This is a genomic window from Arthrobacter sp. ISL-28 (assembly GCF_018613875.1).
In the GTDB taxonomy this organism is placed as follows: domain Bacteria; phylum Actinomycetota; class Actinomycetes; order Actinomycetales; family Micrococcaceae; genus Arthrobacter.
Genome location: NZ_JAGGPJ010000011.1, coordinates 77,781 through 101,395 on the forward strand (window position 1 = coordinate 77,781; position 23,615 = coordinate 101,395).

At 65.9% G+C, this 23,615-nt stretch carries 25 protein-coding genes and 1 riboswitch; of the genes, 9 read left to right on the top strand and 16 right to left on the bottom strand.

The genetic code is table 11. The features are described from left to right. Positions 1-2 precede the first annotated feature (2 nt). The 7 genes from J7E80_RS08985 to ftsH are packed head-to-tail and all read right to left on the bottom strand — an operon-like array spanning position 3 to position 5,608. Positions 3-515 carry a PH domain-containing protein gene (locus J7E80_RS08985; protein WP_215051130.1) on the bottom strand — a complete coding sequence of 171 codons (513 nt, stop codon included), beginning with the start codon at positions 513-515 and terminating at the stop codon, positions 3-5. Further along, the gene (locus tag J7E80_RS08990; RefSeq protein WP_215051131.1) at positions 496-1,023 is read right to left on the bottom strand and encodes a DUF3180 domain-containing protein; all 528 of its coding nucleotides are present in this window, start codon (positions 1,021-1,023) and stop codon (positions 496-498) included. Before J7E80_RS08990 ends, J7E80_RS08985 begins: the two co-directional genes overlap by 20 nt. Before the next feature lie 2 nt (positions 1,024-1,025). Beyond that, a complete protein-coding gene (gene folK, locus J7E80_RS08995) occupies positions 1,026-1,580 on the bottom strand; it encodes a 2-amino-4-hydroxy-6-hydroxymethyldihydropteridine diphosphokinase (protein WP_215051132.1) in 555 nt (184 codons plus the stop codon). Then, on the bottom strand, positions 1,577-1,936 hold the full coding sequence (gene folB / locus J7E80_RS09000) for a dihydroneopterin aldolase (protein WP_215051133.1): 360 nt from the start codon (positions 1,934-1,936) through the stop codon (positions 1,577-1,579). The genes folK and folB overlap by 4 nt, the downstream gene beginning before the upstream one ends. A gap of 25 nt (positions 1,937-1,961) precedes the next feature. Beyond that, entirely contained in the window at positions 1,962-2,882 is a 921-nt protein-coding gene (gene folP, locus J7E80_RS09005; protein WP_215051134.1) for a dihydropteroate synthase, read from the bottom strand. Between the two features lie 10 nt (positions 2,883-2,892). Then, complete coding sequence (gene folE, locus J7E80_RS09010; protein ID WP_215051135.1) at positions 2,893-3,531, bottom strand: GTP cyclohydrolase I FolE; 639 nt, start codon at positions 3,529-3,531, stop codon at positions 2,893-2,895. Positions 3,532-3,541: 10 nt separating this feature from the next. Further along, entirely contained in the window at positions 3,542-5,608 is a 2,067-nt protein-coding gene (gene ftsH / locus J7E80_RS09015) for an ATP-dependent zinc metalloprotease FtsH (RefSeq protein WP_215051136.1), read from the bottom strand. A gap of 398 nt (positions 5,609-6,006) precedes the next feature. Between ftsH and J7E80_RS09020 the strand changes: the two genes are divergently transcribed. Then, positions 6,007-6,849 carry a type IV toxin-antitoxin system AbiEi family antitoxin domain-containing protein gene (locus J7E80_RS09020; RefSeq protein ID WP_215051137.1) on the top strand — a complete coding sequence of 281 codons (843 nt, stop codon included), beginning with the start codon at positions 6,007-6,009 and terminating at the stop codon, positions 6,847-6,849. A gap of 189 nt (positions 6,850-7,038) precedes the next feature. On the opposite strand, the gene hpt is transcribed toward J7E80_RS09020, so the two are convergent. The 4 genes from hpt to dacB form a co-directional block, all read right to left on the bottom strand. Continuing rightward, positions 7,039-7,590 (bottom strand): hypoxanthine phosphoribosyltransferase, encoded by a 552-nt coding sequence (gene hpt, locus J7E80_RS09025; RefSeq protein WP_215051138.1) that lies wholly within the window; start codon positions 7,588-7,590, stop codon positions 7,039-7,041. 43 nt (positions 7,591-7,633) lie between these two features. Beyond that, on the bottom strand, positions 7,634-8,683 hold the full coding sequence (gene tilS, locus J7E80_RS09030; protein WP_215051139.1) for a tRNA lysidine(34) synthetase TilS: 1,050 nt from the start codon (positions 8,681-8,683) through the stop codon (positions 7,634-7,636). Positions 8,684-8,901: 218 nt separating this feature from the next. Beyond that, positions 8,902-10,032, bottom strand: coding sequence for a zinc-dependent metalloprotease (locus J7E80_RS09035; protein WP_215051140.1), 1,131 nt, complete (start codon positions 10,030-10,032; stop codon positions 8,902-8,904). A 106-nt stretch (positions 10,033-10,138) separates the two neighbouring features. Further along, positions 10,139-11,656: a D-alanyl-D-alanine carboxypeptidase/D-alanyl-D-alanine-endopeptidase gene (dacB, locus tag J7E80_RS09040; RefSeq protein ID WP_215051141.1), complete on the bottom strand. Its 1,518-nt coding sequence runs from the start codon at positions 11,654-11,656 to the stop codon at positions 10,139-10,141. A gap of 142 nt (positions 11,657-11,798) precedes the next feature. Between dacB and J7E80_RS09045 the strand changes: the two genes are divergently transcribed. The 3 genes from J7E80_RS09045 (at position 11,799) to J7E80_RS09055 (ending at position 14,306) form a co-directional block, all read left to right on the top strand. Further along, positions 11,799-12,287: an inorganic diphosphatase gene (locus tag J7E80_RS09045; protein ID WP_214968320.1), complete on the top strand. Its 489-nt coding sequence runs from the start codon at positions 11,799-11,801 to the stop codon at positions 12,285-12,287. Positions 12,288-12,491: 204 nt separating this feature from the next. Beyond that, a riboswitch (cyclic di-AMP (ydaO/yuaA leader) is annotated at positions 12,492-12,656 on the top strand. A 3-nt stretch (positions 12,657-12,659) separates the two neighbouring features. Further along, a complete protein-coding gene (locus J7E80_RS09050) occupies positions 12,660-13,541 on the top strand; it encodes a LysM peptidoglycan-binding domain-containing protein (RefSeq protein WP_215051142.1) in 882 nt (293 codons plus the stop codon). A gap of 165 nt (positions 13,542-13,706) precedes the next feature. Further along, positions 13,707-14,306: a hypothetical protein gene (locus J7E80_RS09055; RefSeq protein ID WP_215051143.1), complete on the top strand. Its 600-nt coding sequence runs from the start codon at positions 13,707-13,709 to the stop codon at positions 14,304-14,306. 42 nt (positions 14,307-14,348) lie between these two features. Here J7E80_RS09055 and J7E80_RS09060 read toward each other — a convergent pair whose 3' ends face one another. Both J7E80_RS09060 and serS read right to left on the bottom strand, forming a co-directional pair. Further along, positions 14,349-15,194: an HAD family hydrolase gene (locus J7E80_RS09060; RefSeq protein WP_215051144.1), complete on the bottom strand. Its 846-nt coding sequence runs from the start codon at positions 15,192-15,194 to the stop codon at positions 14,349-14,351. 160 nt (positions 15,195-15,354) lie between these two features. Beyond that, positions 15,355-16,635, bottom strand: coding sequence for a serine--tRNA ligase (gene serS / locus J7E80_RS09065; RefSeq protein ID WP_215051145.1), 1,281 nt, complete (start codon positions 16,633-16,635; stop codon positions 15,355-15,357). A gap of 135 nt (positions 16,636-16,770) precedes the next feature. On the opposite strand from serS, the gene J7E80_RS09070 reads away from it, so the two are divergent. Continuing rightward, positions 16,771-17,853, top strand: coding sequence for a diacylglycerol kinase family protein (locus J7E80_RS09070; RefSeq protein ID WP_215051146.1), 1,083 nt, complete (start codon positions 16,771-16,773; stop codon positions 17,851-17,853). Here J7E80_RS09070 and J7E80_RS09075 read toward each other — a convergent pair. The 3 genes from J7E80_RS09075 to J7E80_RS09085 form a co-directional block, all read right to left on the bottom strand. After that, positions 17,850-18,068 carry a hypothetical protein gene (locus J7E80_RS09075; protein ID WP_215051147.1) on the bottom strand — a complete coding sequence of 73 codons (219 nt, stop codon included), beginning with the start codon at positions 18,066-18,068 and terminating at the stop codon, positions 17,850-17,852. The two genes, J7E80_RS09070 and J7E80_RS09075, sit on opposite strands and share 4 nt — an antisense overlap. A 92-nt stretch (positions 18,069-18,160) precedes the next feature. Beyond that, positions 18,161-19,141 (bottom strand): prephenate dehydratase, encoded by a 981-nt coding sequence (pheA, locus tag J7E80_RS09080; protein ID WP_215051148.1) that lies wholly within the window; start codon positions 19,139-19,141, stop codon positions 18,161-18,163. A gap of 61 nt (positions 19,142-19,202) precedes the next feature. Continuing rightward, positions 19,203-19,529: a rhodanese-like domain-containing protein gene (locus tag J7E80_RS09085; protein ID WP_215051149.1), complete on the bottom strand. Its 327-nt coding sequence runs from the start codon at positions 19,527-19,529 to the stop codon at positions 19,203-19,205. A 115-nt stretch (positions 19,530-19,644) separates the two neighbouring features. Here J7E80_RS09085 and J7E80_RS24245 point away from each other — a divergent pair, with 115 nt between their 5' ends. From J7E80_RS24245 to J7E80_RS09100, 4 genes are all read left to right on the top strand, one after another. Then, positions 19,645-19,773 (top strand): hypothetical protein, encoded by a 129-nt coding sequence (locus J7E80_RS24245; protein WP_285291836.1) that lies wholly within the window; start codon positions 19,645-19,647, stop codon positions 19,771-19,773. Then, entirely contained in the window at positions 19,766-21,316 is a 1,551-nt protein-coding gene (locus J7E80_RS09090; RefSeq protein ID WP_215051150.1) for an amidase, read from the top strand. Before J7E80_RS24245 ends, J7E80_RS09090 begins: the two co-directional genes overlap by 8 nt. A gap of 63 nt (positions 21,317-21,379) precedes the next feature. After that, positions 21,380-22,234, top strand: a complete 855-nt coding sequence (locus tag J7E80_RS09095; RefSeq protein ID WP_215051151.1) for an aminoglycoside phosphotransferase family protein — start codon at positions 21,380-21,382, stop codon at positions 22,232-22,234. Positions 22,235-22,906: 672 nt separating this feature from the next. Beyond that, positions 22,907-23,615, top strand: a 709-nt coding sequence (locus J7E80_RS09100; RefSeq protein WP_215051152.1) for an IS30 family transposase, incomplete at its 3' end; no start/stop codon positions are given.

Sequence of the window (23,615 nt, forward strand, 5' to 3'; positions counted from 1 at the left end):
GGTCACAGTCCGGCCAGCCTGGCTTCACCGCGCGCTGAGAGCTGTTCCCGTAGCCGCGCCCCTTCCTCGGCGGGCAGCCCAGGGATCGAGGCGCTGGTTCCAGCGGATGCCGTGTACAGCTTGAGTGTGCACAGCCCCAGGCTGCGCTCCACCGGCCCCACGCTGATGTCCACGTACTGCATCCGCCCATACGGCACCACCATGACGCGCTGGAAGAAGATGCCGCCGCGGATCAGGAGGTCGTCGTCGCGCTCCGCGTAGCCGATCGCACGGACCTGGCGCGGAATAAGCACCAAGCGCCACAGGGCGAGCACCAGCAGGAACGCCGGGACCGCGATGGCCAGCCACAAGGGCGGCCAGGACCACCAGTCGAGCAGGACAAAGACCAGGGGAAGGCTCATGAACGCGATGGTGATGAGGTTGCCCACGGCCCACTCCACCAGCCGGACGGTGACGTACTTAGGGGATACGCGAAGCCAGATGATCCCGGGCGGATCAATCGCCGCGGTAGGCATATTCGCCTTCCCCTTTGGCCTTGCCGGGGCGCGGGTGGCCCGGCAGCCCCTTCGCCGCGTCTTCTCCGTCTTCGGGCGGGATCCTGCAGAAACGTTCGACGACGAGTCCCACCACGATCATGACCAGCCCGCCTGCACCCATGCCAAGAGCGAGCCACGTGAGTTCCTGGCTGCTTCGAAGGTTCCAGATCCGCATCTGCTCCACGAAGATCCCCGCGTGCCAGCCCAGCAGCATCGCGCCAGTGTAGGCGCACGCCTGGGCCAGGACCAGCGTCCAGGCGGCCAGAATCGGGTTCAGCATCTTCTTCTTCTTGCCGTTCCGCCAGCGCAGCACCCGGATGCCCAACACCAGCGTGAGGACCACGATCACGCCCATGGTCACGAGGCCGGTGGGCGGCAGCACCGGAGTGGCCATGCCGTACCGTCCGGTAAGGACGGCAGCGGACCAGCCCGCAAGGGCCACGGCCAGGCCGACTGCCGCGAGCAGCAGCGGATTCATGGGCTTCACTGCTATTCCACCGCCCCCGCTGTGGGCACGCCATTAAAGTCTCCGAACCCATCAAACGGGGTGAGGCCCGGGAAGTCGGCGGCTTTGGCTGCGAGCTCGCCGATCCGCTCCCCGTTCAGGGTGGCCGCCGGCTCGATCAGGGACCACGGGTAAAGCACGAAGGCCCGCTCCGCCGCCCGGGGGTGCGGCAGGGTCAGCACGGGATCGGAGCTTTCCACGTCTCCGTAGACGATGATGTCCACGTCAAGGGTCCGCGGCCCCCAATGCACCGCACGGACCCGGTGGTGCTTGTTTTCGACTGACTGGCAGTGCCTCAGGAGATCAAGCGGCTCCAGGGACGTCTCGACGGAAATCACCATGTTCAGGAAGTCGGGCTGGCCTTCCGGGCCGCCCACCGCCTTGGTCTGCACCACCGGAGAGACGGCGAGGAGCCGCACTTCCGGCCGGTCCACAAGATCCGCAACAGCTTCGGACAGCGTGTCATTGCGCGCCCCCAGGTTGCTGCCCAGGGCGAGGACCGCCCGCGTGTACCGGGCGTTCGTGGGCACCGGGCTCATGTTCGCTCCCGGTAGACGCTCACGGCCACGTCCCCGAACGGGACCTCGATGGGTGCCTTCGGCTTGTGGACCGTGATCTCGACGGCCTCGATCTTGAATTCCCTGAGCAGGCCTTCGGCCATCCGCACGGCCAGCGCCTCGATCAGGTTCAGGGGCTCACCGGTGATCCAGTCCGTGATCCGCCCGGCCACTTCCCCATAGTGGGCGGTATCCCTGACGTCGTCGGATGCCGCGGCCTGGCTGAAGTCCAGGTGCAGCACGGCATCAACCACAAACGGCTGGCCCTCGCGGCGCTCAAAATCGAGCACCCCGTGGTAGCCGGTGGCGGTGACACCGCTCAGTGAGATCCTGTCCATGGTCTTTGCGCTCAGCCCTTCGTCGTCAGCGGCCGGGATGCGGCGCGGACATGCGTGCGGCGACCTTGACTGCGTCCAGGCTGGGACCGACGTCGTGCACGCGCACTGCCCAGACGCCGCGGGCGGCGGTGATCGCCGTGATGGCCGCGGTGGCGGCGTCGCGTTCCTCCGGGAGCGCAGCCTTACCGGACACGCTCAGAAGCGTGCCCAGGAAGCGCTTGCGTGAGACGCCCACCAGGATCTTGTGGCCCATGGCCTCAAGCCGGTCGAGGTTCCCCAGCAGCTCCCAGTTTTGCTCGTCCGTCTTGGAGAAGCCGATGCCCGGGTCAATGATGATCTGCTCCGGCAGCACCCCGGCGGCGTACAACTTGTCCCGTACGCCGCTCAGCTCCGCAACGACGTCGTTCGCAACGTCGTCGTACTCCGTCAGGGAAGTCATGGTCTTCGCGTCGCCGCGGCGGTGGGTCAGGACGTACGGCACCTTGCTTTTGGCCACCAGTTCGGCCATTCCCGGCTCGATGGTCAGACCCGAGACATCGTTGATGATCGCAGCTCCCGCGTCGAGCGCAGCTTCGGCCGTGGAGGTATGGGTGGTGTCGATGCTCACCAGGGCACCGGCCTTGACCAGAGCCCCAATGACGGGCAGGACGCGGCGCTGCTCCTCTTCGGGGCTGACATCCTCGGCTCCCGGACGGGTGGACTCACCGCCGACGTCGATGATGTCAGCTCCGGCATAAAACATCCGGAGGCCGGCAGCGATAGCGCTGTCCGCCGTCGGGTGCTGGCCGCCATCGCTGAACGAGTCCGGGGTGACGTTGAGGACGCCCATCACGAGGGTGCGGCCGGTGGGCAGGTCTTCATATTTGGCAGCCCGCCGCGGTTTGCGCAGAACGGGCAGCGGGGATGTTGCGGGTCCGGTTCCAGGTGCTGCAGCTAGGGAATCCATAGTCTGTTTGTTACCTTCCGATGATGAGGCTCATGGCTTCGGCACGGGTGGCCGGGTCATGAAGTTGCCCGCGGACCGCGCTTGTGACGGTTTTGGCCCCGGGCTTGCGGATGCCGCGCATGGACATGCACATGTGTTCGCATTCCACCACCACGATGGCTCCGCGCGGCTTGAGGAATGTGACCAGCGCTTCGACGATCTGCGTGGTGAGCCGTTCCTGGACCTGGGGACGGCGGGCGTAGATGTCCACCAGCCGTGCCAGCTTGCTCAGGCCCGTCACCCTCCCGTCGTGCGAGGGGATGTAGCCAACGTGGGCCACGCCGTGGAACGGAACCAGGTGGTGCTCGCATGTTGAGTAGAACGGGATGTCCTTCACCAGCACCAGTTCCTCGTGGTCGAGGTCGAAGGTGGTGGCGAGAACGCCTGCCGGATCCTGGTGCAGGCCGGCGAACATCTCCGCATAGGCCTTGGCTACGCGCTTGGGCGTATCCTGCAGCCCACCGCGGTCCGGATCCTCGCCGATAGCCAGCAGGATCTCACGCACTGCCGCTTCAATCCGCGGCCTGTCCACCTTGTGGTGCTTACCATGTCCGCCCGCAGCCGAGTGGTCAGCGGAGGCGGCAAGGTCGTCGTCGTCGAAGTAAGTCACAGCAAAGAGCTTAGCCGTGGTGGCCGTCTGGGCCCGCTTCCGTTACCTCGCCCTGAAAGGTGGCATCCTCAGGAACACCCTGCGGGTGAGGCGGCAGCGCGTCCAGGGGTTCCTCGAGACGGGCCTCCTTGGCCTCCTCCTGGGCTTCACGTTCGGCCCGCTCCTGGCGGGACTCCACCGGACCAGCCTTCTGGACGGGACGGGTCTCCTTGGACAGCCACACCTCGCGGAAGTCGCGCTTGCGGATGTCGCGGAAGACGTCGGCGATCTCGGCCTGGTTCAGGGTTTCGCGTTCCAGCAGTTCCAGCGCCAGCCGGTCCAGGACGTCCCGGTTTTCTGTGAGGATGGCGTAGGCCTCGTCATGCGCCTGGTCGATCAGGCGGCGGACTTCCTCATCCACGATGTAGGCGATCTGGTCGGAGTAGTTGCGCTCGTGGCTGGCGTCGCGGCCGAGGAACGGCTCGCCGCCGCCCTGTCCGAGGCGCACCGCGCCGACGCGTTCGCTCATGCCGTACTGCGTGACCATCTGGCGGGCAGTGGACGTGGCCTTCTCGATGTCGTTCGAGGCGCCGGTGGAAGGATCGTGGAAGACGATCTCCTCGGCGACGCGGCCGCCCATGGCGTAGGCCATCTGGTCCAGCAGCTCGTTGCGGGTAACGGAGTACTTGTCGTTCTCCGGGACCACCATGGTGTAACCGAGGGCGCGGCCGCGGGGAAGGATGGTGATCTTGGTGACCGGTGCCGAGTTGCGCAGCGCCGCGGCAACGAGGGCGTGGCCGCCTTCGTGGTAGGCCGTGATCTTGCGCTCGTGCTCCTTCATGACGCGGCTGCGCTTCTGCGGGCCCGCCATGACGCGGTCAATGGCCTCGTCCAGGGCGCGGTCATCGATCAGGTTGGCGTTGGAACGGGCGGTCAGCAGGGCGGCCTCATTCAGCACATTGGCCAGGTCCGCGCCGGTGTAGCCCGGGGTCTTCTTGGCGACGGCCTTGAGGTCCACGCCTTGTGCGATCGGCTTGCCCTTGGCGTGCACTTGCAGGATCTGGTCGCGGCCCACGAGGTCCGGGGCTTCAACCGAGACCTGCCGGTCGAAACGGCCGGGGCGGAGCAATGCCGGGTCCAGGACGTCGGGCCGGTTGGTGGCGGCAATCAGGATGACGTTGGTCTTGACGTCGAAGCCGTCCATTTCAACGAGCAGCTGGTTGAGTGTCTGCTCCCGTTCGTCGTTGCCGCCGCCGATGCCGGCACCGCGGTGGCGGCCGACGGCGTCGATCTCGTCAACGAAGATGATGGCGGGCGAGTTGGCCTTGGCCTGCTCGAAGAGGTCACGGACGCGGGAAGCACCCACACCGACGAACATTTCGACGAAATCCGAGCCGGAGATGGAGAAGAACGGCACGCCGGCCTCGCCTGCGACGGCGCGGGCCAAGAGGGTCTTGCCGGTGCCCGGGGGGCCGTACAGCAGCACGCCCTTGGGGATCTTGGCGCCCACGGCCTGGAACTTGGACGGCTCTGCAAGGAATTCCTTGATCTCCTGGAGCTCCTCGACGGCTTCATCGGCACCGGCGACGTCCGCGAACGTCACCTGCGGCATGTCCTTGCTGACCATCTTGGCCTTGGACTTGCCGAACTGCATGACCTTGGATCCGCCGCCCTGCATCCGGGACAGGAGGAACCAGAACAGGACACCGAGCAGCAGCACCGGGATCAGCAGGGAGAACAGTCCGGACAGCCAGTTGCTCTCCACAGGCTGGTCCGTGTAGCCCTTGGAGGGGTTGGAATCGGTGACAGCCTTGACCACATCCGGGCCGCGGTCGTTGACAAAGAAGAACTGCACGTTCTTGCCCTTGTCCTGCCCGTCGATGACCAGGTTGTCCTTCAGGACCAGGTCCACGCGGTTCTCGCCGTCGAAGATCTTTGCCTGTTCTACCTTGCCGCTCTCGGCAAGCAATTCGAGGCCAGGCTGGGTGTCGATCCGTGTCGCACCGCCCGGGGCCAACGTCGCAAAGGCCAGCAGGAGCATGCCGACAACAACGATGATCCAGATGCCTGGGCCCTTGAAGAAACTCTTAGCTTTCATCTGTTCGGGGCTGGCCCCGTCCCTCCTGGTAGTGCTGCACAGCGCGTGGTCTGCGCGCGTGTGGTGCTGCGTCAGCTTCTAGCTATACACCGCCGGAGTAATTCACGCACGGTGTAGACGAAAAGTTCCCTGTAGGCGTAGCGAAAACGATATGCCGAGAGGCCCGGATGCCGCATGCGGGCGCTGCCTGCCTGCATTTCTGCACCATTTCACGGCGCCGCGGGACCTCGAAGCCGCGGAATTGCTGGGCCCGGCTGCTCCGTGGGCTGCCAATGCGGTGCAGAAATGCCGGGCAAAGCGGCCTCCACTCCCCCTCCACAGCCGCGAATGGCCCGGGTTGTCCACATAGTCTGCCGCCGGGCTGCCGCAGTTCCGCCCGGCGGAGCAGGCTGGGCTTCATGCAGCCAGTGGACTTCCTCACCCGGCAGGGCGGCGTCACCAGGCTGGCGCACCTCAAAAGAGCCGGCTTCACCCGGAGCCAGATCGGCCGCGCGGTGGACTCCGGCCTCCTTGTCAGGCACCGGCACGGGGTATACCGCCTGCCGGAAGCCAATCCGGACTTTGTTCGGGCCTACCAGTTGAACGCGGCGATCACCTGTGTCTCCGCTGCCAGCTACTACTCACTCTGGGCGCTCCGGGCACCGGACCGCCCGCATCTGGCCGCGTGCCACAGACGGCTTCCTGCCGGGATTCCGCCGCACCGGTTCAGCGGCGACACCTCCGCCCTGCTTCCTCCCGTACTGCCGTTGAAGGACGTGCTCGTCCATGCGCTCCAATGCCTTCCTGAACTCGAGGCCCTGGTGATGGTGGAGTGCGCCTACAACCGCGGCGAGACCGATCCCGACTTCCTGCGAAGCCTGCTGCCGGGTGCCCGAAATGGCCCTGCCAGGGCTGTTCTTGACCTCATGGAACGCGGCTCGGATTCGCTGCTGGAGACAGTGGCCCGCGTGCTCTTCCGAAGGCACGGCTTCAGCGTCCGGACCCAGGTCCATGTCGAGGGAGTCGGCTATGTGGACTTCCTGATCAACGGCTGCCTGATCGTGGAGATAGACGGCGTGGGATTCCACCTCAACAAACCCCAGTTTAAGAAGGACATCAGGCGGAACAACGTGGGCGCGGCCTCCGGCTACCGCGTCCTCAGGTACCTCTACGAGGACGTGGTTCACCGGCCCGAGGAGATGCTCGCGCAGATACGGCTGGCCCTGGCCACTCCGCCGCGGACTCCCCGCCAGCAGCACTGACTTCCCCGCCTGTTGGCACTCCGCCGGCAGACCAAACCAGCCCGCAGACCAAACCAGCCCGTCCGCAGCCTTTTTGCACCCCTTTAACCAGGTCACGCCGCCGTCGGACCCATGATTCCAAGGTCCGGCGGCGGCGTGGTGGCCCAAAGCGGTGCAGAATGCGCGCCGCCCGCCAAAGCCAAAGGGGGCTTACTCGTAAACGTGCGGCGCCAGGGTGCCCACGAAGTCCAGGTTGCGGTACTTCTCGGCGTAGTCCAGGCCGTAGCCCACCACGAACTCGTTGGGGATGTCGTAGCCGACGTACTTGACGTCGATCTGCACCTTGGCGGCAGTCGGCTTGCGGAAAGCCGTGCAGACTTCCACGGAGGCGGTGCCGCGGGATTCAAGGTTGGTCTTCAGCCAGGAGAGGGTGAGGCCCGAATCGATGATGTCCTCGACGATGAGCACGTCTTTGCCCATGAGGTCGGTGTCGAGGTCCTTGAGGATGCGCACCACGCCGGAGGACTGCGTGCCGGAGCCGTAGGAGGAAACGGCCATCCAGTCCATGGAGACGTGGCTGTGGAGTGCCCGCGCGAGGTCGGCCATGACCATGACGGCGCCCTTCAGCACGCCGACGATGAGGAGTTCGCGCCCTTCGTAGTCCTTGTCGATCTGCGCCGCGAGTTCAGTGATGCGCTGCTGGATCTGTTCCTTGGTGTAGAGGACGTGCTTGAGGTCTGCCTGGACGTCGAATGAATCCACCAAATGCTCCTGTGTAGATGCGGGTGTGTAGATGCGGGTGCGACTAGAAACGGGTCGGTTTTTGAAGCCGGAATACTAGCTTCCCACAGCGGGCGCTCCCACGGGGAACCCCGGACCCCCCACGCTCGGCCTCGCCGCCGGGTTCGTCCAGCAGCTGTGCCAGCGAAAGCCGGTAGACGCTCACTCCTCCCGCCAGCTCCACCGGTCCGGCTGAACCCTTCCGCCGCAGCAGTGCTTCCGCGGCGAGGAGCCGCTGGTAACTGGGCTGTTGACCGCCGACGTCGGCCGCCGCCTTCGCGATCACCCGGAACCTGATGGCCGGCGCCAGTTCGTTGAGGGCCGCTTCCGGAAGACTGATATCCGTCCCCGTGCGCTCTGCGAGTTGGGCGAAGGTGTTGTTGGCCGCCTCTTCCAGATAGTCAGCGTCCAGCTGAAGGATCGCGGCGGTCCGGGCCAGGGATTCCGCCACGCCCGGGCCGAGCTTTTCCTCGAGCATGGGCATGACTTCCACCCGGGTCCGCGACCGCGCGAAGGTCGGATCGGCGTTGCTGGGATCGTGCCAGGGATCGAGTTCTTCGGCGCGGCAGATTTCCAGCGTGTCCGCCCTGCGCAGGCCAAGGAAGGGCCGCAGCAGTTTCCCGCGCACAGGCCTCATCCCGGCCAGCGACCTGGTCCCCGAGCCGCGGGCGAGCCCCAGCAGGACCTGCTCCGCCTGGTCGTCCATCGTGTGTCCCAGGAGGATCGCGGCCGCGTCCCACTCTGCCGCCGCAGCTTCAAGGGCGGCATGGCGCGCATCCCTGGCCGCCGCTTCGGGGCCGACGCCGCTGGAGGCCACATCGACTGCTCGGACAAGAACTGGATTAAGGCCGAGTTCTGCCAGGGTTTCTGCAGTGCGGGCGGCGACCTCCGCGGATCCGGGCTGCAGCTGGTGGTCCACCACCACGGCCCCCACGGCCACCGCATGGCCGTCCACGTGACCCCGGCGGGCGAAATAGGCCGCCACGGCAGCAAGGGCCAGCGAATCCGGTCCGCCGCTGCAGGCCACCAGGACCCGGTCCGGATAGCCCGCCTGGGCCAGGGCGTCCTGCACCATTTTCCGCGCAGTGCCGATAACTGGCGCGAGCCGGCCAGGTCGGCGTCGTCCGCTGCGGCCCGGCACTCCCCCAGAGGAAGGCACTCCCCCAGAGGAAGGCACTCCCCCAGAGGAAGGCACCCCCGCAGAAGTAGCCGAAGCAGAGGCTCCCGCGGCAGCAGAGCCCGCGGAAGCGGGCGCGGCCTCTGGAGAGCCGCTGGAAACACCCTGCACGGAAACTAGAGCCCCATCCTGTTGAGCCAGATTTTGGCGTCGTGGATTTCCGGCTCGGTGGGGAGGTTCCCGGCGGAGTCCCAGACCCGGTTGAAGCCGTCCATCCCGACAACTTCCACCACGGCGCGGACGAACTTTGCCCCGTCGGTGTACTGGCGCATCTTGGCATCCAGTCCGAGGAGGCTGCGGATGAACTTCTCGATGACGCCCCGGTCCTGGCCACGGTCGTTGAAGCGCTGCCGGATGGTCTTCACGGACGGAACGATGCTCGCGTCGACGGCGTCCATCACCACGTTGGCATGCCCCTCGAGCAGGCTCATCACGGCGGTGAGGTGGGACAGTGCCGCCTTCTCCTCAGGGCTTTGAAGCAGGTCCAGGATGGCGCCGCGGCTGGGGGTGGAGCCTGATGCGGTGCGGTCCTTCAGGGAGCGGGCTGCTGCGGAGGCCCGCTCCATCAGGGAGTCGACGTTGCCGAGGAGGTGGCTGCTGAGGTTGTCGATCTCGTTCAGCATGTGGTGCCGCAGCCACGGCGCCGCGGCGAACTGCACCCGGTGTGTCTGTTCGTGCAGGCAGACCCAGAGCCGGAAGTCCGCCGGCGTCACGTTGAGCTCGCGTTCCACGGAGATGATGTTCGGAGCGACGAGAAGCAGGCGGCCGCCGGACGGTGCCGTGGAACCTTCGGCGAGCGCGGCGAAGGGATCGTACTGGCCCAGGACTTTGCTCGACAGGAATGCCAGGACGGCGCCGAGCTGGCTGCCCGTGATGGCCCCGCTGACGCTGGCCGCGCCGGGGCTGATGGTTCCCTTGCGGTTTGCCATCATCCGCTCGATGGCGGGCTTCAGCATGACGGCGAAGCTCTGCGTATTTGCCCTTGACCAGGAGGCGCGGTCAACCACGAGTACGGAGGAGTCCCGAAGATCGCGGGCGGCTTCCAGCCGGGTAATGTGGTGCACGTGCGGAACGGACGCATCGGCTGCTGCGCGGAGCTGGTCGACGGCGTCCCCGATCTCGCGCGCGTTCAAGGAAGGGCCGGGGGGAGCCAGCCGGGCGGCGGCGGATGCGGCCAGCTCCCAGTTGATCAGGGACTGGGCTGAGGTCTGGCCTGCGGCCGATGCCGGGCCTGCTGTTGACTCCATACGCACCATCAGACCACACGCTCCGGGCTGCGCGCCTTAAGTTCGCTGACCGGCGAACAGCGGGCCACGTCAGCCAACGTCAGCGGCGGGCAGCGGCCATAGGCGCTCAGCGGCAGCCGCAGGCTGCGAGCACCGTTGCCGACGCGTCCAGTGCCGGCTTGTTGCCGGCTGCACCCGGAGTCAGTCCGTTGCCGATGAAGGAAAACACGAGAAGCCGCCCGTCGGCGTCCACGACATACCCGCTCAAAGCGATGACGGCGTTCAGGGTTCCCGTTTTGGCCCGGACTAGCCCGGCACCTTCCTCGGTGGATTCATCGATATATCTGTCGTCCAGGGTCCCCGTAAGGCCGGCCACCGGGAAGCCTGCCAGCGCGGCCCGCAGCCTCGTGTCCTTGCCGGAGGTGATGGCCCGGACCACTTCCGCGAACTGGCGGGCGGAGACCTGATTGGCCAGCGCCAGCCCGGAAACGTCAGCGACAGCCATGCCGTCAGTGGGGATCCCGAGATCCGTGAGCTGCTTCAGTACGGCAGCCTTGGCCCCTTCGTTGCTTGCTGGCTGTCCGACGGCAGCGGCAGCCATGCGGCCCAGGGTCTCAGCGAGGTAGTTGTCCGAAGTCTGGAGCATGAGGTCCACCTGCTGGCTGACCGTCGCTGACTGCACCTCCCCCAGTACCGCTGCGTCCGCTGCCGGCTTTCCTTCAGAACGTCCGACGCCGGCCAGCACATTCAGTCCCGCGGCCGCACCGACCGCTTTGAGCTGGGCTGCGAACGCCTCACCCGCCGTGAGGGCCGAATCCTGCGGACGGGGTCCGGTGGTCAGTGCGGGATCGAACCGTGCCGAGTTCAGCGCGAGGGGGAAGAGCGGCGCCATCTCCCCTGCTGCGACGTCGTCCGGGCTCCAGGCCGGGTTGAGGGAAGGGCCGGTGAACAGGGCGTCGTCGACCAGCACCTGCACCGGACCGGTAAGTCCGTCCTTGCGCAGCGACGCCACGGTCAGCCTCGCCAGCGTGGCGAGCCCGGCGTGGCCAAGCACCTTGTCTTCAATCGATTCGCTCGCCCCCAGGAGGACGTCCCCTCCGCCGACGAGCACGACGGCCCTGGTCTTGCCCGCTCCCGGACCTGCCACGGCCTTGGTGCTGAAACGCGTCTCCGGCCCGATGGCCCGCAGTGCCGCCACTGCGGTGAGCAGCTTCATGTTCGAAGCCGGGATCCTGCTGGCCGAACCGCCCCGGTCGAACAGCACCTTGCCGGTGACCGCGTCCTGGACGACTCCTGTGAAGGTGCCGCCGCCGTCGGTCCTGAGTACAGGATCCAGCTTGGCCGCCACCGCAGCAGGCACCGGAACGGGCGCGGAATTGCTGAGGGGTCCGGCGGCCTGCGGGACGGACAGCTGTTCCGGCACAAGCTGCCAGGTCGGGACGGCGGCAGGGGCTACGGAGTCATCCGGGCCGGTCAAGGCCGGCGCAATCATTATTCCGGCAGGAAGCGCGACGACGGTAAGCAGCACCGTGAGCAGCATCATTGGCCAAGCCCTGATCAGTGCACTGAACGGTAGATTGAACAGTGCGTGGATTCCGGCGCTGAGCCTTGAACGGCCGCTGGCCGTGCCGGTGGTGCCCCTCATGCTGTTGGTCCTCAAAGTTCCGAAGTTACCCCATTAGTTCCTGAAACCTGGGACTCTCGCTATATCCTCAATAGTAGTCGGCGGCAATGACTGTCCTTTCAGCATGCCGCGAACACCCCAGCAATCGTCGAGGAGCAATTCCATGAAGCATGACGTGACCATCGAGATCCCCAAGGGATCGCGCGTCAAGTACGAAGTCGACCACGAGACCGGCCGAGTCCGCCTGGACCGCGTCCTCTTCACCTCCATGCAGTACCCCACCCACTACGGCTTCTTCGAAAATACCCTCGGCGAAGACGGCGACCCGCTGGACGCACTGGTGCTCCTGCAGGACTTTGATCTGCACCCGGGCGTCATCGTTGAAGCCCGCCCCATCGGCGTTTTCAACATGACCGACGACGGCGGCGGCGACGCCAAGGTGCTGTGCGTGCCGGCCGACCCCCGGTTCGACCACATCCAGGAAGTCAGCGACGTCAGCGAATTCCTGATCAAGGAAATCGAGCACTTCTTCACCCGCTACAAGGACCTCGAGCCCGGCAAGTGGGTCAAGGCCGAGGGCTGGGCCGACCGTGCCGCAGCCGAGGCGGAGCTTGAGGCTTCCATCAAGCGTTACGTGCCCGCAGCGCACTAGTACCCAAGACGGCGGTGGGTTCGGTTCCTCGCGAACCGCACCCGCCGCCGTCGGTGTTTAACGGACAAAACAGCCGAGTACATAGCAACCGACGTTACCGAAATGTGACTTTGGCCGGTCTTGTGGGGTAGCCTCGACGCGTGCCCTGGTTTTAGTCGGGGCATTCCCGGGCAGAATGCCGAGCCCTGCCGCTGCACCGGGATCCGTTCGCAATTTCCGATGGCAGGGACGGGGGAACCACCTTTTTACCGGCCTCCCTTAGAGGCCTTGGGGTTAAGTCCAGGCGCTCCGTCCAGCGACGGGGGATGGACCGGGTGACCTCCCACCCGAACCCGACAGCTCACCCCGCAGGCATGGGAGAGGTAAAAAACCATGTCACGTAAGTCCATTTCGGCGCGCCACCGCGCAACCCCGACACAGTCCATCGCTCTGCAGGGACTGTCGCATTCCTTGAAGTCCAACGCATCATCCCTGGTAAAGCCAGCCGCCGCCGCTGCCGCCGTATCGGGCTTGGTCTTCGGTGTCGGAGCACCCGCACACGCCGGGGCTTACGCCCCGGAGGGCTCTGGCAGCGCCAGCATTCAGGCGCAGGCACCCGCCGTCCAGGCACCCGCGGTGCAGGCACCGGCACCTGCACCTGCCGTGCCCGGCGTCGCCGCCGTGTCCCACACCGTTGTACCCGGTGACACCCTCGGTGCGATAGCGGCACGCCACGGCGTTGACCTGAACACAGTCCTGTCTGCGAACGGCCTGTCCCTGTCCTCGGTGATTTATCCAGGTGACCAGATCCTGATTCCCGGTCCCGGACAGGCTGCCGCGGCCCCCCAGACTCCTCCGCAGCCCGCACCCCAGACCGTCCCGGCAGCACCCAAGCCGGCCGGTATGGGCATCTACCACGCTTCCGCCTCCGTTACCCCGAAGGCATCTCCCGCTCCGGCCAGTGGAGTCGGCGCCGCCCTCGTGGCGTCTGCCCGGGCACAACTGGGGGCCACCCAGGACTGCACCATTCTCGTGGAGCAGGCCCTGCGCTCCGTCGGCAAGTCGGTTGGCGACCTCGCACCCGCCCAGTTCCACCAGTACGGAACGCCCGTTTCAACCCCGCAGGCCGGTGACCTGATGATCAGCGCCGGACACGTCGCCATCTACATCGGCGGCGGGCAAGCCATCAGCAGCGGCATGAACGGTGTCAACGAAACAATCGTGCACCCGACCTCCTGGCTCACAGGATCCAGCTACGTACGGGTCAACGCCTAAGCGCCAGATCAAGACCAAACAGCGGCAGGTGCAACGGCACCTGCCGCTGTTGTTTCTGAGTTCCATAGGAGCCGTCTCCCCCATAGGCGCTCCGGCGCAGACCGTCACCGGGGATAAGACCAACTTGTCTCGCAGCAGCCAACGGGTAGTAGTGTGTTTTTCACGATGTTCACGCTGACTATCAACCAAACAGACAGCCGGCGCGACGGCGACCGGGTACCGACGCTGCTCAAGGACCTGCGCCATATCCCGGCGCGCCTGGACTTCGACCGCTCCGTGGAGGACGAGGTCCAAGGCATTCTGGACTGCCCGCATCAGGCGGTGGATGCGGCCCTGATCGCACTCCGTTGCGGCAGTTGGTACGTGGGTATCGGTGTGGGGCCCGTGAATGAGCCGCTGCCGAACCAAATCAAGGACGCTTCCGGGCACGGGCTGGTTTATGCGCGCAGAGCCGTGGACCGGCTCCGCAACAGCAAGGAACGGATTCCCGTGGCCGTCGAGGGACCGCTGGTAGAGCTTGCTGCGGAAGGTGAAGCCGTCCTGCGGCTCCTGGGCCACATCGTGCGCGACCGGAGCGAAGCGGAATGGCGCGTTCTGGACCTGCTGACTCCGGGCGTCCGTGGTCAGCAGAAAGCTGTGGCCGCGGAACTGGGCATCACGACGCAGGCCGTCAGCAAAGCTGTGGCGCGGTCGCAGTGGAATGAGGAGCATGCCGCCCGGCCCGCCGCCGCCCGGCTGCTGTCCCTCATCCTCGATGTGCGGTAGCGGTCCGCTAAGCGCTCTGGGCCTTGAATGGCCGGCCCGGCGCTAGAGGAGGCTGCGCAGAACGTGGGCGGCGCCGTCGTCGTAAACGGACTTGGTGACCTCGTCCGCGGCGGCAACCACTTCCTCCGGCGCCTGGCCCATGGCAACGCCGCGGCCCGCCCAGAGAAGCATCTCGATGTCATTGCGGCCATCGCCGATGGCGACCGTGCTGGCCACGTCCACGCCGAGGTTGTCGCGAAGGTTCTCGAGCGCGCTGGCCTTGGTGACACCGGCGGCTGCAATGTCCAGCCAGGCAGTCCAGCCGACCGAATAGGTGACGCCGGCGAGGCCGATGTGCTGGATGGCCTCGTTGAATTCCTCGGGGGTGTTCTCCGTACTGAACACCACAACGCGGACGGCAGTGGCTTCGAGCATGGTCTGGAAGTCGACACCAATGGCCTCGACTCCGAAGCTGGCGTCCTGGAACCGCTCCGTGGACAGGAAGTTGCCGTCCTCGTCCTCCAGCGCGTACTTGGCCGTGGGAAGGCGCATGCGGAGGGCGCGGAGCGCGGGCCCGGGATCGAAGGTGGCCTTGTGGATGATCTCGTAGCCGTCGGTCAGTTCGGGATGCAGCCGCAGGGTGACGCCGCCGTTGCAGCAGACGGCGTAGCCGCGGTCGATCCCGATCTGCTCAATGATGGGAAGGGCGGCGTTGAGCGAACGGCCCGTGGCGATCATGACCTCGTGGCCTGCCGCGACCACGGCCTGCGCGGCCTCGCGGACCGGCGAGGACATGTGGCCGTCGTGGTCCACCAGCGTGCCGTCGACGTCCAGGGCAATCATGAATTTCTGTGGAGTTTCTCGCTGGTCTTCGATGCCAGCGGCTGAGGATTCAGTCAATAGAGTCATGCTTCCTAGTAGACCAGACGGCCCTCTTGCCCGCTAGGACGAAGGCCACATGGCAAAGTGAACGCCGGGTAAATACTCACAGGTTGTCCACGGTGTGAGTGTTTACCCGGCGCGAAATTCTTGGCGTGGGCCCGCCTGTCTGGCCCACAGAAACCCAGGCCTACAAAACAGGGAGGACCTGGAGGCCGCCGAGGTACTTCTGCAGCGCCGGGGGCACGTTGACGGAACCGTCCGGGTTCTGGTGGTGTTCCAGGATGGCCACGATCCAGCGGGTGGTGGCCAGCGTTCCGTTCAGGGTGGCAACCGGGCGGGTGCCCTTGGGCGCGCCGTCCTCGTTCAGCACGCGTTCGCGGATGTTGAGGCGGCGGGCCTGGAAGGTGGTGCAGTTGGAGGTGGAGGTCAGTTCGCGGTAGGCGCCCTGGGTCGGGACCCACGCTTCGCAGTCGAACTTGCGGGCCGCGGACATGCCGAGGTCACCGGCGGCGGTGTCGATCACGCGGTACGGGATCTCACACTTGGCCAGCATCTCCTCTTCCCAGGCAAGCAGACGCTCGTGTTCCGCCGCGGCCTCCTCAACCGTGGTGTAGATAAACATCTCCACCTTGTTGAACTGGTGCACGCGGATGATGCCGCGGGTGTCCTTGCCGTGCGATCCGGCCTCCCGACGGTAGCAGGAGCTCTGGCCGGCGAAACGGATGGGACCTGCCGTGAGATCGAGGATCTCGTCTGCGTGGTACCCGGCCAGGGGCACCTCGGAGGTTCCCACAAGATAGAGGTCGTCTTCGGCGAGACGGTAGATCTCGGCGTCGTGCTTCACATCGAAACCGGTCCCCTGCATGGTCTCGGGGCGCACCAACGTGGGGGTGATCATGGGAATGAAGCCCGCCTCGATAGCCTGGTCCATGGCCATCTGCAGCAGGGCCATTTCCAGCCGGGCGCCGACGCCGCGGAGGAAATAGAACCGTGAGCCGGACACCTTGGCGCCGCGCTCCATGTCAATCGCACCGATCAACTCAGCGATCTCCAGGTGGTCCCGCGGCTGGAACTCGGGGAATTCGCGGGGCGTGCCGACGGTCCTGACCACAATGTAGTCGTCCTCGCCGCCTTCGGGCACGCCGTCCTCGATGAGGTTTGGGATGCTGCGTAGCAGTTCTTCCTGCTTGGTCTGTGCGGCGTCAGCTTCGGCGGAGGCCGCCTTCACCGCACCGGCAAGCTCGCGGACCTCGGCGAGCAGGGCCTGCTTTTCCTCGCCCTTAGCCTGGGCAACCTTCTTGCCGAACACGTTCTGCTCCGCGCGGAGGTTCTCATAACGGATCAGAGCGGAGCGTCGCGTGGCGTCCGCGTCGATGATCGCGTCCACCACGGTTTCGTCCGCACCTCGGGCGCGCTGGCTGGCGCGGTACTTGTCCGGATTTTCACTGAGGTCTTTTACGTCGATCACCACACAAGAGTATCGAATCTGAAGGGGTGCCCGGCGCCGACGCGGCCGCCGGGCGGGCAGCGCCGGATTGCCGCCCGGATTGCGCGTCAGATCACTGCGTTCGGCGCGGCTCCCGGGGGATAGTGTTGAAGCACCATGAGCGACTTGCTTCTCTACGTCCTGATCATTGGGGCCCTGGCATTCGCCGTCTCCAGTTGGTGGGGCGTGCGCAGCCTCAAGGCGCTGCACGCGAGGAGTGCCGTCCGGGAGGATGCCCACGCGCACGGTCTGGAACACCAGCGCGTCGCCGTGGTTCTGAACCCCATCAAGGCCAAGTCTCCCGAGGCCCGCGCCGCGATACAGCGGGCCTGCCTCACTGCAGGCTGGGAGGCCCCCCGCTTTTTTGAGACCACATTGGAGGACCCCGGCCACTCTCAGGCCCGGGCGGCGCTGGAATACGGAGCCGACGTCGTCCTCGTGGGCGGCGGCGACGGGACCGTACGCGTGGTGGCTGAGTCTCTGGCGCACACGGGCGTGGCGATGGGCCTGGTCCCTCTTGGCACGGGAAACCTGCTGGCGCGCAACGTGGACCTGGACGTCTATGACCTCCACGGCAATATCCAGACCGCATTGTTCGGCCATCAGCGCTACATTGACACTGCTCGGATGGGTATCGAAAACTCCCAGACCGGCCGCTCCTCGAGCCATGCATTCCTGGTCATCGCCGGCATTGGCATGGACGCCGAGGTGGTGGGCGACACAAACGACGGGCTGAAGCGCGCCGTGGGCTGGCTGGCATATACCGAGGCAGGAGTCCGCCACCTGCAAGGACGCAGGAAAAAAGTGTCCATCTCGCTGGACGACCAGCCTGAACAGGCCCGCAAGATCCGCAGTGTTCTCTTTGCAAACTGCGGGCTCGTCCCCGGCGGCATCGACCTGATCCCGCAGGCCATGATCGACGACGGCATGCTGGACGTGGTGGTCATGAGTCCGCGGAGCGCCGTGGGATGGCTCGCGATGTACACCAAGATTCTATTCAAGCACAAACGGCACCTGCCCGTGATGAGCGTCTACCGCTCCGGGAAAGTGGTGATCAAGTGCCCGGAGCCCATGCCTACCCAGCTCGATGGCGACACGTCAGGCGAGGCCACTAAGGTCACGGTTCAGGTTGATCCCCGATCGTTGCTCATCAGGGTCAGGGCAATGCCTGGCATTAACGCAGGCGGCAGCCGGTCCTAGGCCGACTTGGCAGTACCCGGGTGCTTGGCAGCCTCGGCGGCCTTGGCGGCGGCACGGGCTTCTGACTGTTCGCGGATCATGGCCTGTTCCTCTTCGAAGCGCAGGCGGTCCGCCCGGTCGGCGTCGTCTCCGTCCCAGTCCAGGCTTTCAGAAGTCGGCTTGGGATTGACGATCATTCCCTGGCCGTCGTTATCGTCTCTGGTGTGCTCTGACATGACCCGCTCCCTTCGTTGGGGCCACCCTCCTAGTGATCAGGCAAGCATACGCACAGTCCTAGGGGCAGGGAAGTACCGCAAGCGGCATTTGTCTACGCTGTGGGCGAAGCATTTACGGTCATTCCCGGCTCCAGAGTTTCCGCTGCGACTATTTCCCGGACCCACGCATGCGCAGTACGGAATGCTTCATCGGACGTGTGCGGGGCAACCATCGGGCTCTGCTCGTCTGCCCTCGCGTACGAGCCCAGGAACCGAGTGGCCGGGCTGATGCGGTGGAGGCCGGCCAGGGCATCGGCCACCCGCGCATCGGCCACATGACCGTCGGCATCGATGCTGAAGAAGTAGTGACCCAGATACTGTCCGGTCGGACGGGACTCAATCCGGCTCAGGTTCACGCCGCGGGTGGCGAACTGGTCGAGGATCTCCATGAGCGCGCCGGGGCGGTCTTCGGGCAGCGGCACCACCACGGTGGTCTTGTCCGCGCCTGTCCGGGCAGGAAGAACCCCGGGACGGCTGACGAGGACAAAGCGGGTCACGGCCCCGGGGTTGTCGCCGATGTTCTCTGCGAGCACGCGGAGCCCGGGCTGTTCCGAAGCGACGAGGGGGGCGCAAATCGCGGCGTCGTAGTGCGCGTCCTCCTCTAGGAGGCCCAGGGCTGCGGCCGCCGTGGACGAACCCGGAATATATTCAGCGGAAGGAATATTCGCGTCCGCCCACAGCCGGCACTGCGCCCACGCGTGGCCGTGAGTGGAGACCCGCCGGATCTGAGAAATGTCCGTACCCGGCCTGGCCACGAGCACAAAGCTGATGGGGACAAGGGCCTCGCGGATGATCCGTAGTTCCTGGCCGGTAGCGATCGCGTCGAGGGTGGCCGTCACTCCGCCCTCTACGGAGTTCTCGATCGGAACCATGGCGGCATCAGCTGAGCCGTCACGGACCTTATCCAGGGCGGTGTTCACATTCGAGGACGGAATTCGGACGGCTTTTGCCGCATCCGGAACCTGCATCAGCGCCGCCTCCGTGAAAGTGCCCTCGGGGCCAAGGAAGGTGTAGGTGGGGCGTGCGGCAGGCATCAGTATTCCTTCAACGTCATATAGGAGACCGCGCGGCGGCCGCACGGGTCAGAACTGCAGGTCAGAGGACCACAGGCTTGAGGCCGTTGTCCGAGACCAGCTGTTTACCGGACTCAAGCCACTGGTCCATGCCGCCGGCCACGTTCAGGGCAGAATAGCCCTGCCCCACCAGCCACTGGGCAGCCCGGAATGACCGTCCGCCTGTACGGCAGATGACGTAGAGGTCCTGGTCCGGATCCAGCTCGTCAAGATGGCCGGGAAGCTGGTCCAGCGGGATGTGTGTGGCGCCCTCGGCATGCCCGGCCACCCACTCGTAGTCTTCGCGCACGTCCAGAATGACGGCGTCCGCCGGAACGTCGTTGACAGTGACCGTATCGAAATCGCTCATGGGAGGCCTCTCCTTGGCTGCAAGCTCTTTAGCACCAGCGTATCGCCAGCTGCTGGCCGCGCGCGCCCCTCGGACGGCGCGTTAGGCTTCTTGGATCATGCAAAGGAGAGCAGCCTTGCCAGCCAGCACCATCCCGGCCCGTAAACCGTCCCGTGACCAGCAGTCCCGCGGGCAGTCCCGTGACCGGGCGGCCCTGCCGCTTTTCGCGGAGCTGATTTTCCAGGACTGGCACGCCCTTGGCTGAGATCCATGACCTCTGCGCCCTTCAGCTCAGGGACGCGCTGCGCTCCGGAGAGCTCTCCGCCAGGGAGGCCGCGGCCCACTTCCTCCGGAGAATCGAGGACGCCAATCCCCGGCTTGGGGCGTTCATCACGATCACCGCGGATATGGCCTTGGCCGAGGCCGCGGCCAGGGACCAAGCGCAGGCACGCGTTCCGCGCGAGCAGCTTCCCCCGCTTCATGGGGTTCCGCTGGCCTTCAAGGATCTGACCGATGTCGCGGGGGTGGTCACCACCCACGGCAGCGCGGCCCTGGACCGCCGCCCCGCCCCCGTGGACGGCGCCCTCGCGGCAGCGCTGAGAGGTGCCGGCGCCATCTCACTTGGCAAGACCCAGGTTCCGGAATTCGGGCTGACTGCCTACAGCGAAAACCGCATCGCCCCGCCGTCGCGCAATCCGCACGCACTGAGCCGTAGTTCAGGCGGGTCCTCCGGCGGCAGTGCCGCGGCGGTGGCAGCCAAACTGCTGCCGTTCGCGCCGGGGTCCGACGGCGGCGGTTCGATCAGGATTCCCGCCGCCGCCTGTGGCCTGCTGGGGCTCAAGCCCGGCCGCGGCCTGGTTCCTTCGGGGGAAAGCAGCGGCGATCCGGCAGGGCTGGTGGTCGCCGGACCACTGGCACGCACCGCCGCAGACGCGGCACTCATGCTCGATGCGCTGGCCCCGGAGGGCACTGACGGCAGTGCGGGTAACGTGCGGCCGGCTGCCTCCGGGTACCTCAAAGCCATCAAGTCTGCCCCGCCCAGGCTGCGGATCGGCGTGAGTCTGGACAGCCCGTGGTCCGGCATCTTTCCGTTCACCCCGGAGCCCGAAGCGCTGGATGCGCTGGCCGCCGGCGTCCGGTTGCTGACGGCGGCAGGGCATGACGTCGTCGAAACCACCATCCGCTACGACAACCGCTATCCCGATGCCTTCACGACCGCCTGGACCGCCGGCGTTGGAGCGGCACGGATAGCCCCGCAGCGTGAGGCGTTGCTTACGCCGCTCACGCGCACTTTCCGGCGCCGGGCACAGCAGCGGAGCGCCGCAAAACTGAACGAATCGCTGGCCTTCCTGCGCAAGTTCCAGCGGGACACCGTGACCCAGTACGCTGCCTGGGACCTGATCCTGACGCCCTCGCTCGCCCAGACACCCCGGCCGGTGGGCTGGTTCACGGGTTCGGTCCACGGGGACGGCCACTGGCCGGTGTCGGAATGGGCAGGAGATGCCGACGGCGATTACCGGAAACAGTGTGAGTTCGCCCCGTGGTCCTCGATGGTGAACGTCTGCGGCCTGCCTGCCGTCAGCATCCCGGTGCACTGGACGGGCGCGATGTCCGGCTTGATGTCCGGCACGGCGGAAGGGACCGGCAGCAACGGGCGCGGCGGCAATGGGCCCGGCAGAAATGGGCACGGTGAAGGCCCGGCCCAACGTTCCAGCGCTGGCGACGGACTTCCCATGGGCATCCAGCTGATCGGCCCGATGGGATCTGAGGCACTGCTCCTGCAGGTCGCGGCCCGGCTCGGATACTAAGGCGCAACTTGGGTACTGGCCTCTGCCTCGCGGGGCAGAGGCGGCCGGGCGTACGCTGGCTGGATGACCCCAGCCCGGCGCCTCCCGGTTGAACAGCGCCTGTACGTCCCTTCGCCCGGCGAGGCGTCCGACGTCGAACTTCTGCCGGCGGGGGATGTCACCGAAGGTGTGCTGCGGGTGGGGGGAACGGTCCGCCGGCCGCACCAGCCGCAAAGCTATGCGGTTGCTGACTATCTGGAATGGCTGGAGGATGCCGGTTTCGAAGGCTCGCCACGGTTCCTGGGCCGCGACTCCTCCGGCCGCGACGTCCTGACATTCGTCCCGGGTGACTGCGCCAGTGCTGTTCCCGAACAGTGGGTGCAGTCAGAGGAGTTGCTGGTCTCCGTGGCCCGTTTGGTGCGGCGGCTGCACACCGCTTCAGCCGGTTTTGTCCCTGCCGCCCACCCCTTTCCGCCGTGTCCCCTGCCCGAAGACCACAAAGAGCAGGACGGGCTTGTCTGTCATCTGGATGTGACCCCGCAGAACGTCGTGGTCCGCGGAGGCCTGGCGGTGGGGCTGGTCGACTTTGACCTCGCCGGCCCCGCCACAGGATTCAAGGACTCCTTCAACACGGCCATGCACTGGGTGCCGCTGCGTGACCCGGCCGACTCATGGCCCGGCTGGGAGGCGCTGGATCCGTTGCGGCGGCTGCGCGTTTTCGCCGACGCCTACGGCTGGACGGAGGAAGAACGACGGCGGCTGCCGGAGGTCGGCGCGCATGCCGCCGTCCTTTCGCAGCGCCGCATGAAGCACCGGGCCCGCACCCTCGGCGGCGGCTGGGCACGGATGTGGGCAGAGGGGGCAGGTGGCCTGATCGAACGCCGGCGCGCGTGGCTTGAGGCCAACGGCAGCCGCCTCATCCTGGCCCTGACAGACTGACCGGGCGCTGTCAGGCTGCCTACAGGCGGATTGGCAGGGCAGCCCCGGCCGAAAACCTGCAAGCAGCTCAGCTGCTCGCAGAGGCCGACCGCGAAGACAAAGCCCGGAACCAGGGCGTCGCTGAAGACAACCTCCGCCCTGAGGCAATAGCCCATGAGGCAGATGACCGAGAAGATGACTTATTCATTAGCCAACCCACATTAGCCAACCCACCTAAGACTTCCAGCTGGGACTAAGGTGCGGCGATTTCGTCCCAAACTGGTACAACCCTGAGTGTCTTGAGAATTTTTGGCGAAGAGCAAAGACGAGAGAGTAATTTCCGATGCAAGTAGGCTCTCCAGACAGTACAAAGCCATCAGCAAGGAGCTCAGCAAACGCTCATGAAAGGTCTGTCCTGACGCCGGCAGGCTGACCATGTGGCCCGGACGCCCTAGCCGCTGCCGCCCCGGGGTGGAGGACTGGAAGAACGCGCGGCACGAAGCCCTAACCCTAGATAGGGTGTGCCTACTGGGGACAGGTGGAGCCCTCCACGCAGCTTAAAACTGGGCGGTTTCTCACAAACGTCGCAACACCGACGGAAAGTGGTGTTGATACATGCGCAGTTCGACGCGCCGATCGAGGAAAATGGGGCCTCCGGGCTTGGTTGAGAAGAGGCCCTTGTATGTTCAGCTCATGAAAGAAGGGCACTCCAACCGGGCAGCATGCAAGATTCTCGGGATCAACCAGAACACCGGCCACCGTTGGCTGCATGGACGCAACGGGGTGGAGGGCTTGGTGCAGCAAGGCCTGGATCCAAGGCCTCGTAAGGCGGTTCCTGCAGCAGCTGTTTCCAGCCGCTATTTATCGGAGGACGAACGGATCTTCATCGCCGACCGTTTACTGGTGCGGGCGAGCCTTCAATCCATCGCCCGTGATCTGGGGCGGTCCCCGTCCACAATCAGCAGGGAGTTAGTCCGGAATCGTCCCGACTCACGCCGGTATCATCCGTTCCGCGCTAAGAAGATGGCACAGAAGAGAAGGCCGAGGCCAAGGCCGGCCAAGCTTGCCAGCGATGACGAGTTGCGGCGTTACGTTGTGGAGTGCCTGTCGAAGCGGTGGAGCCCTCAGCAGGTCTGCCGGGCCTTGAAGGCACGGTTTCCAGGAGAAAAGCATCGGCACTTGGCGCATGAAACGGTCTACCGCGCGCTTTACCATTTGAGCATCCGCCCCGTTCCAGCCGGGTCTGCACGGCTGCTGCGATCGGGTAAGTTCAGCAGGCGGCCGCGGACCAGGACCAAGGTGAAGCCACGCCAGTACATGGCTGATGCTCTGAAGATCAGTGACCGCCCAGCCCACATCGCTACCAGGGAAGAAGCGGGCCATTGGGAATCTCAATGTTTCT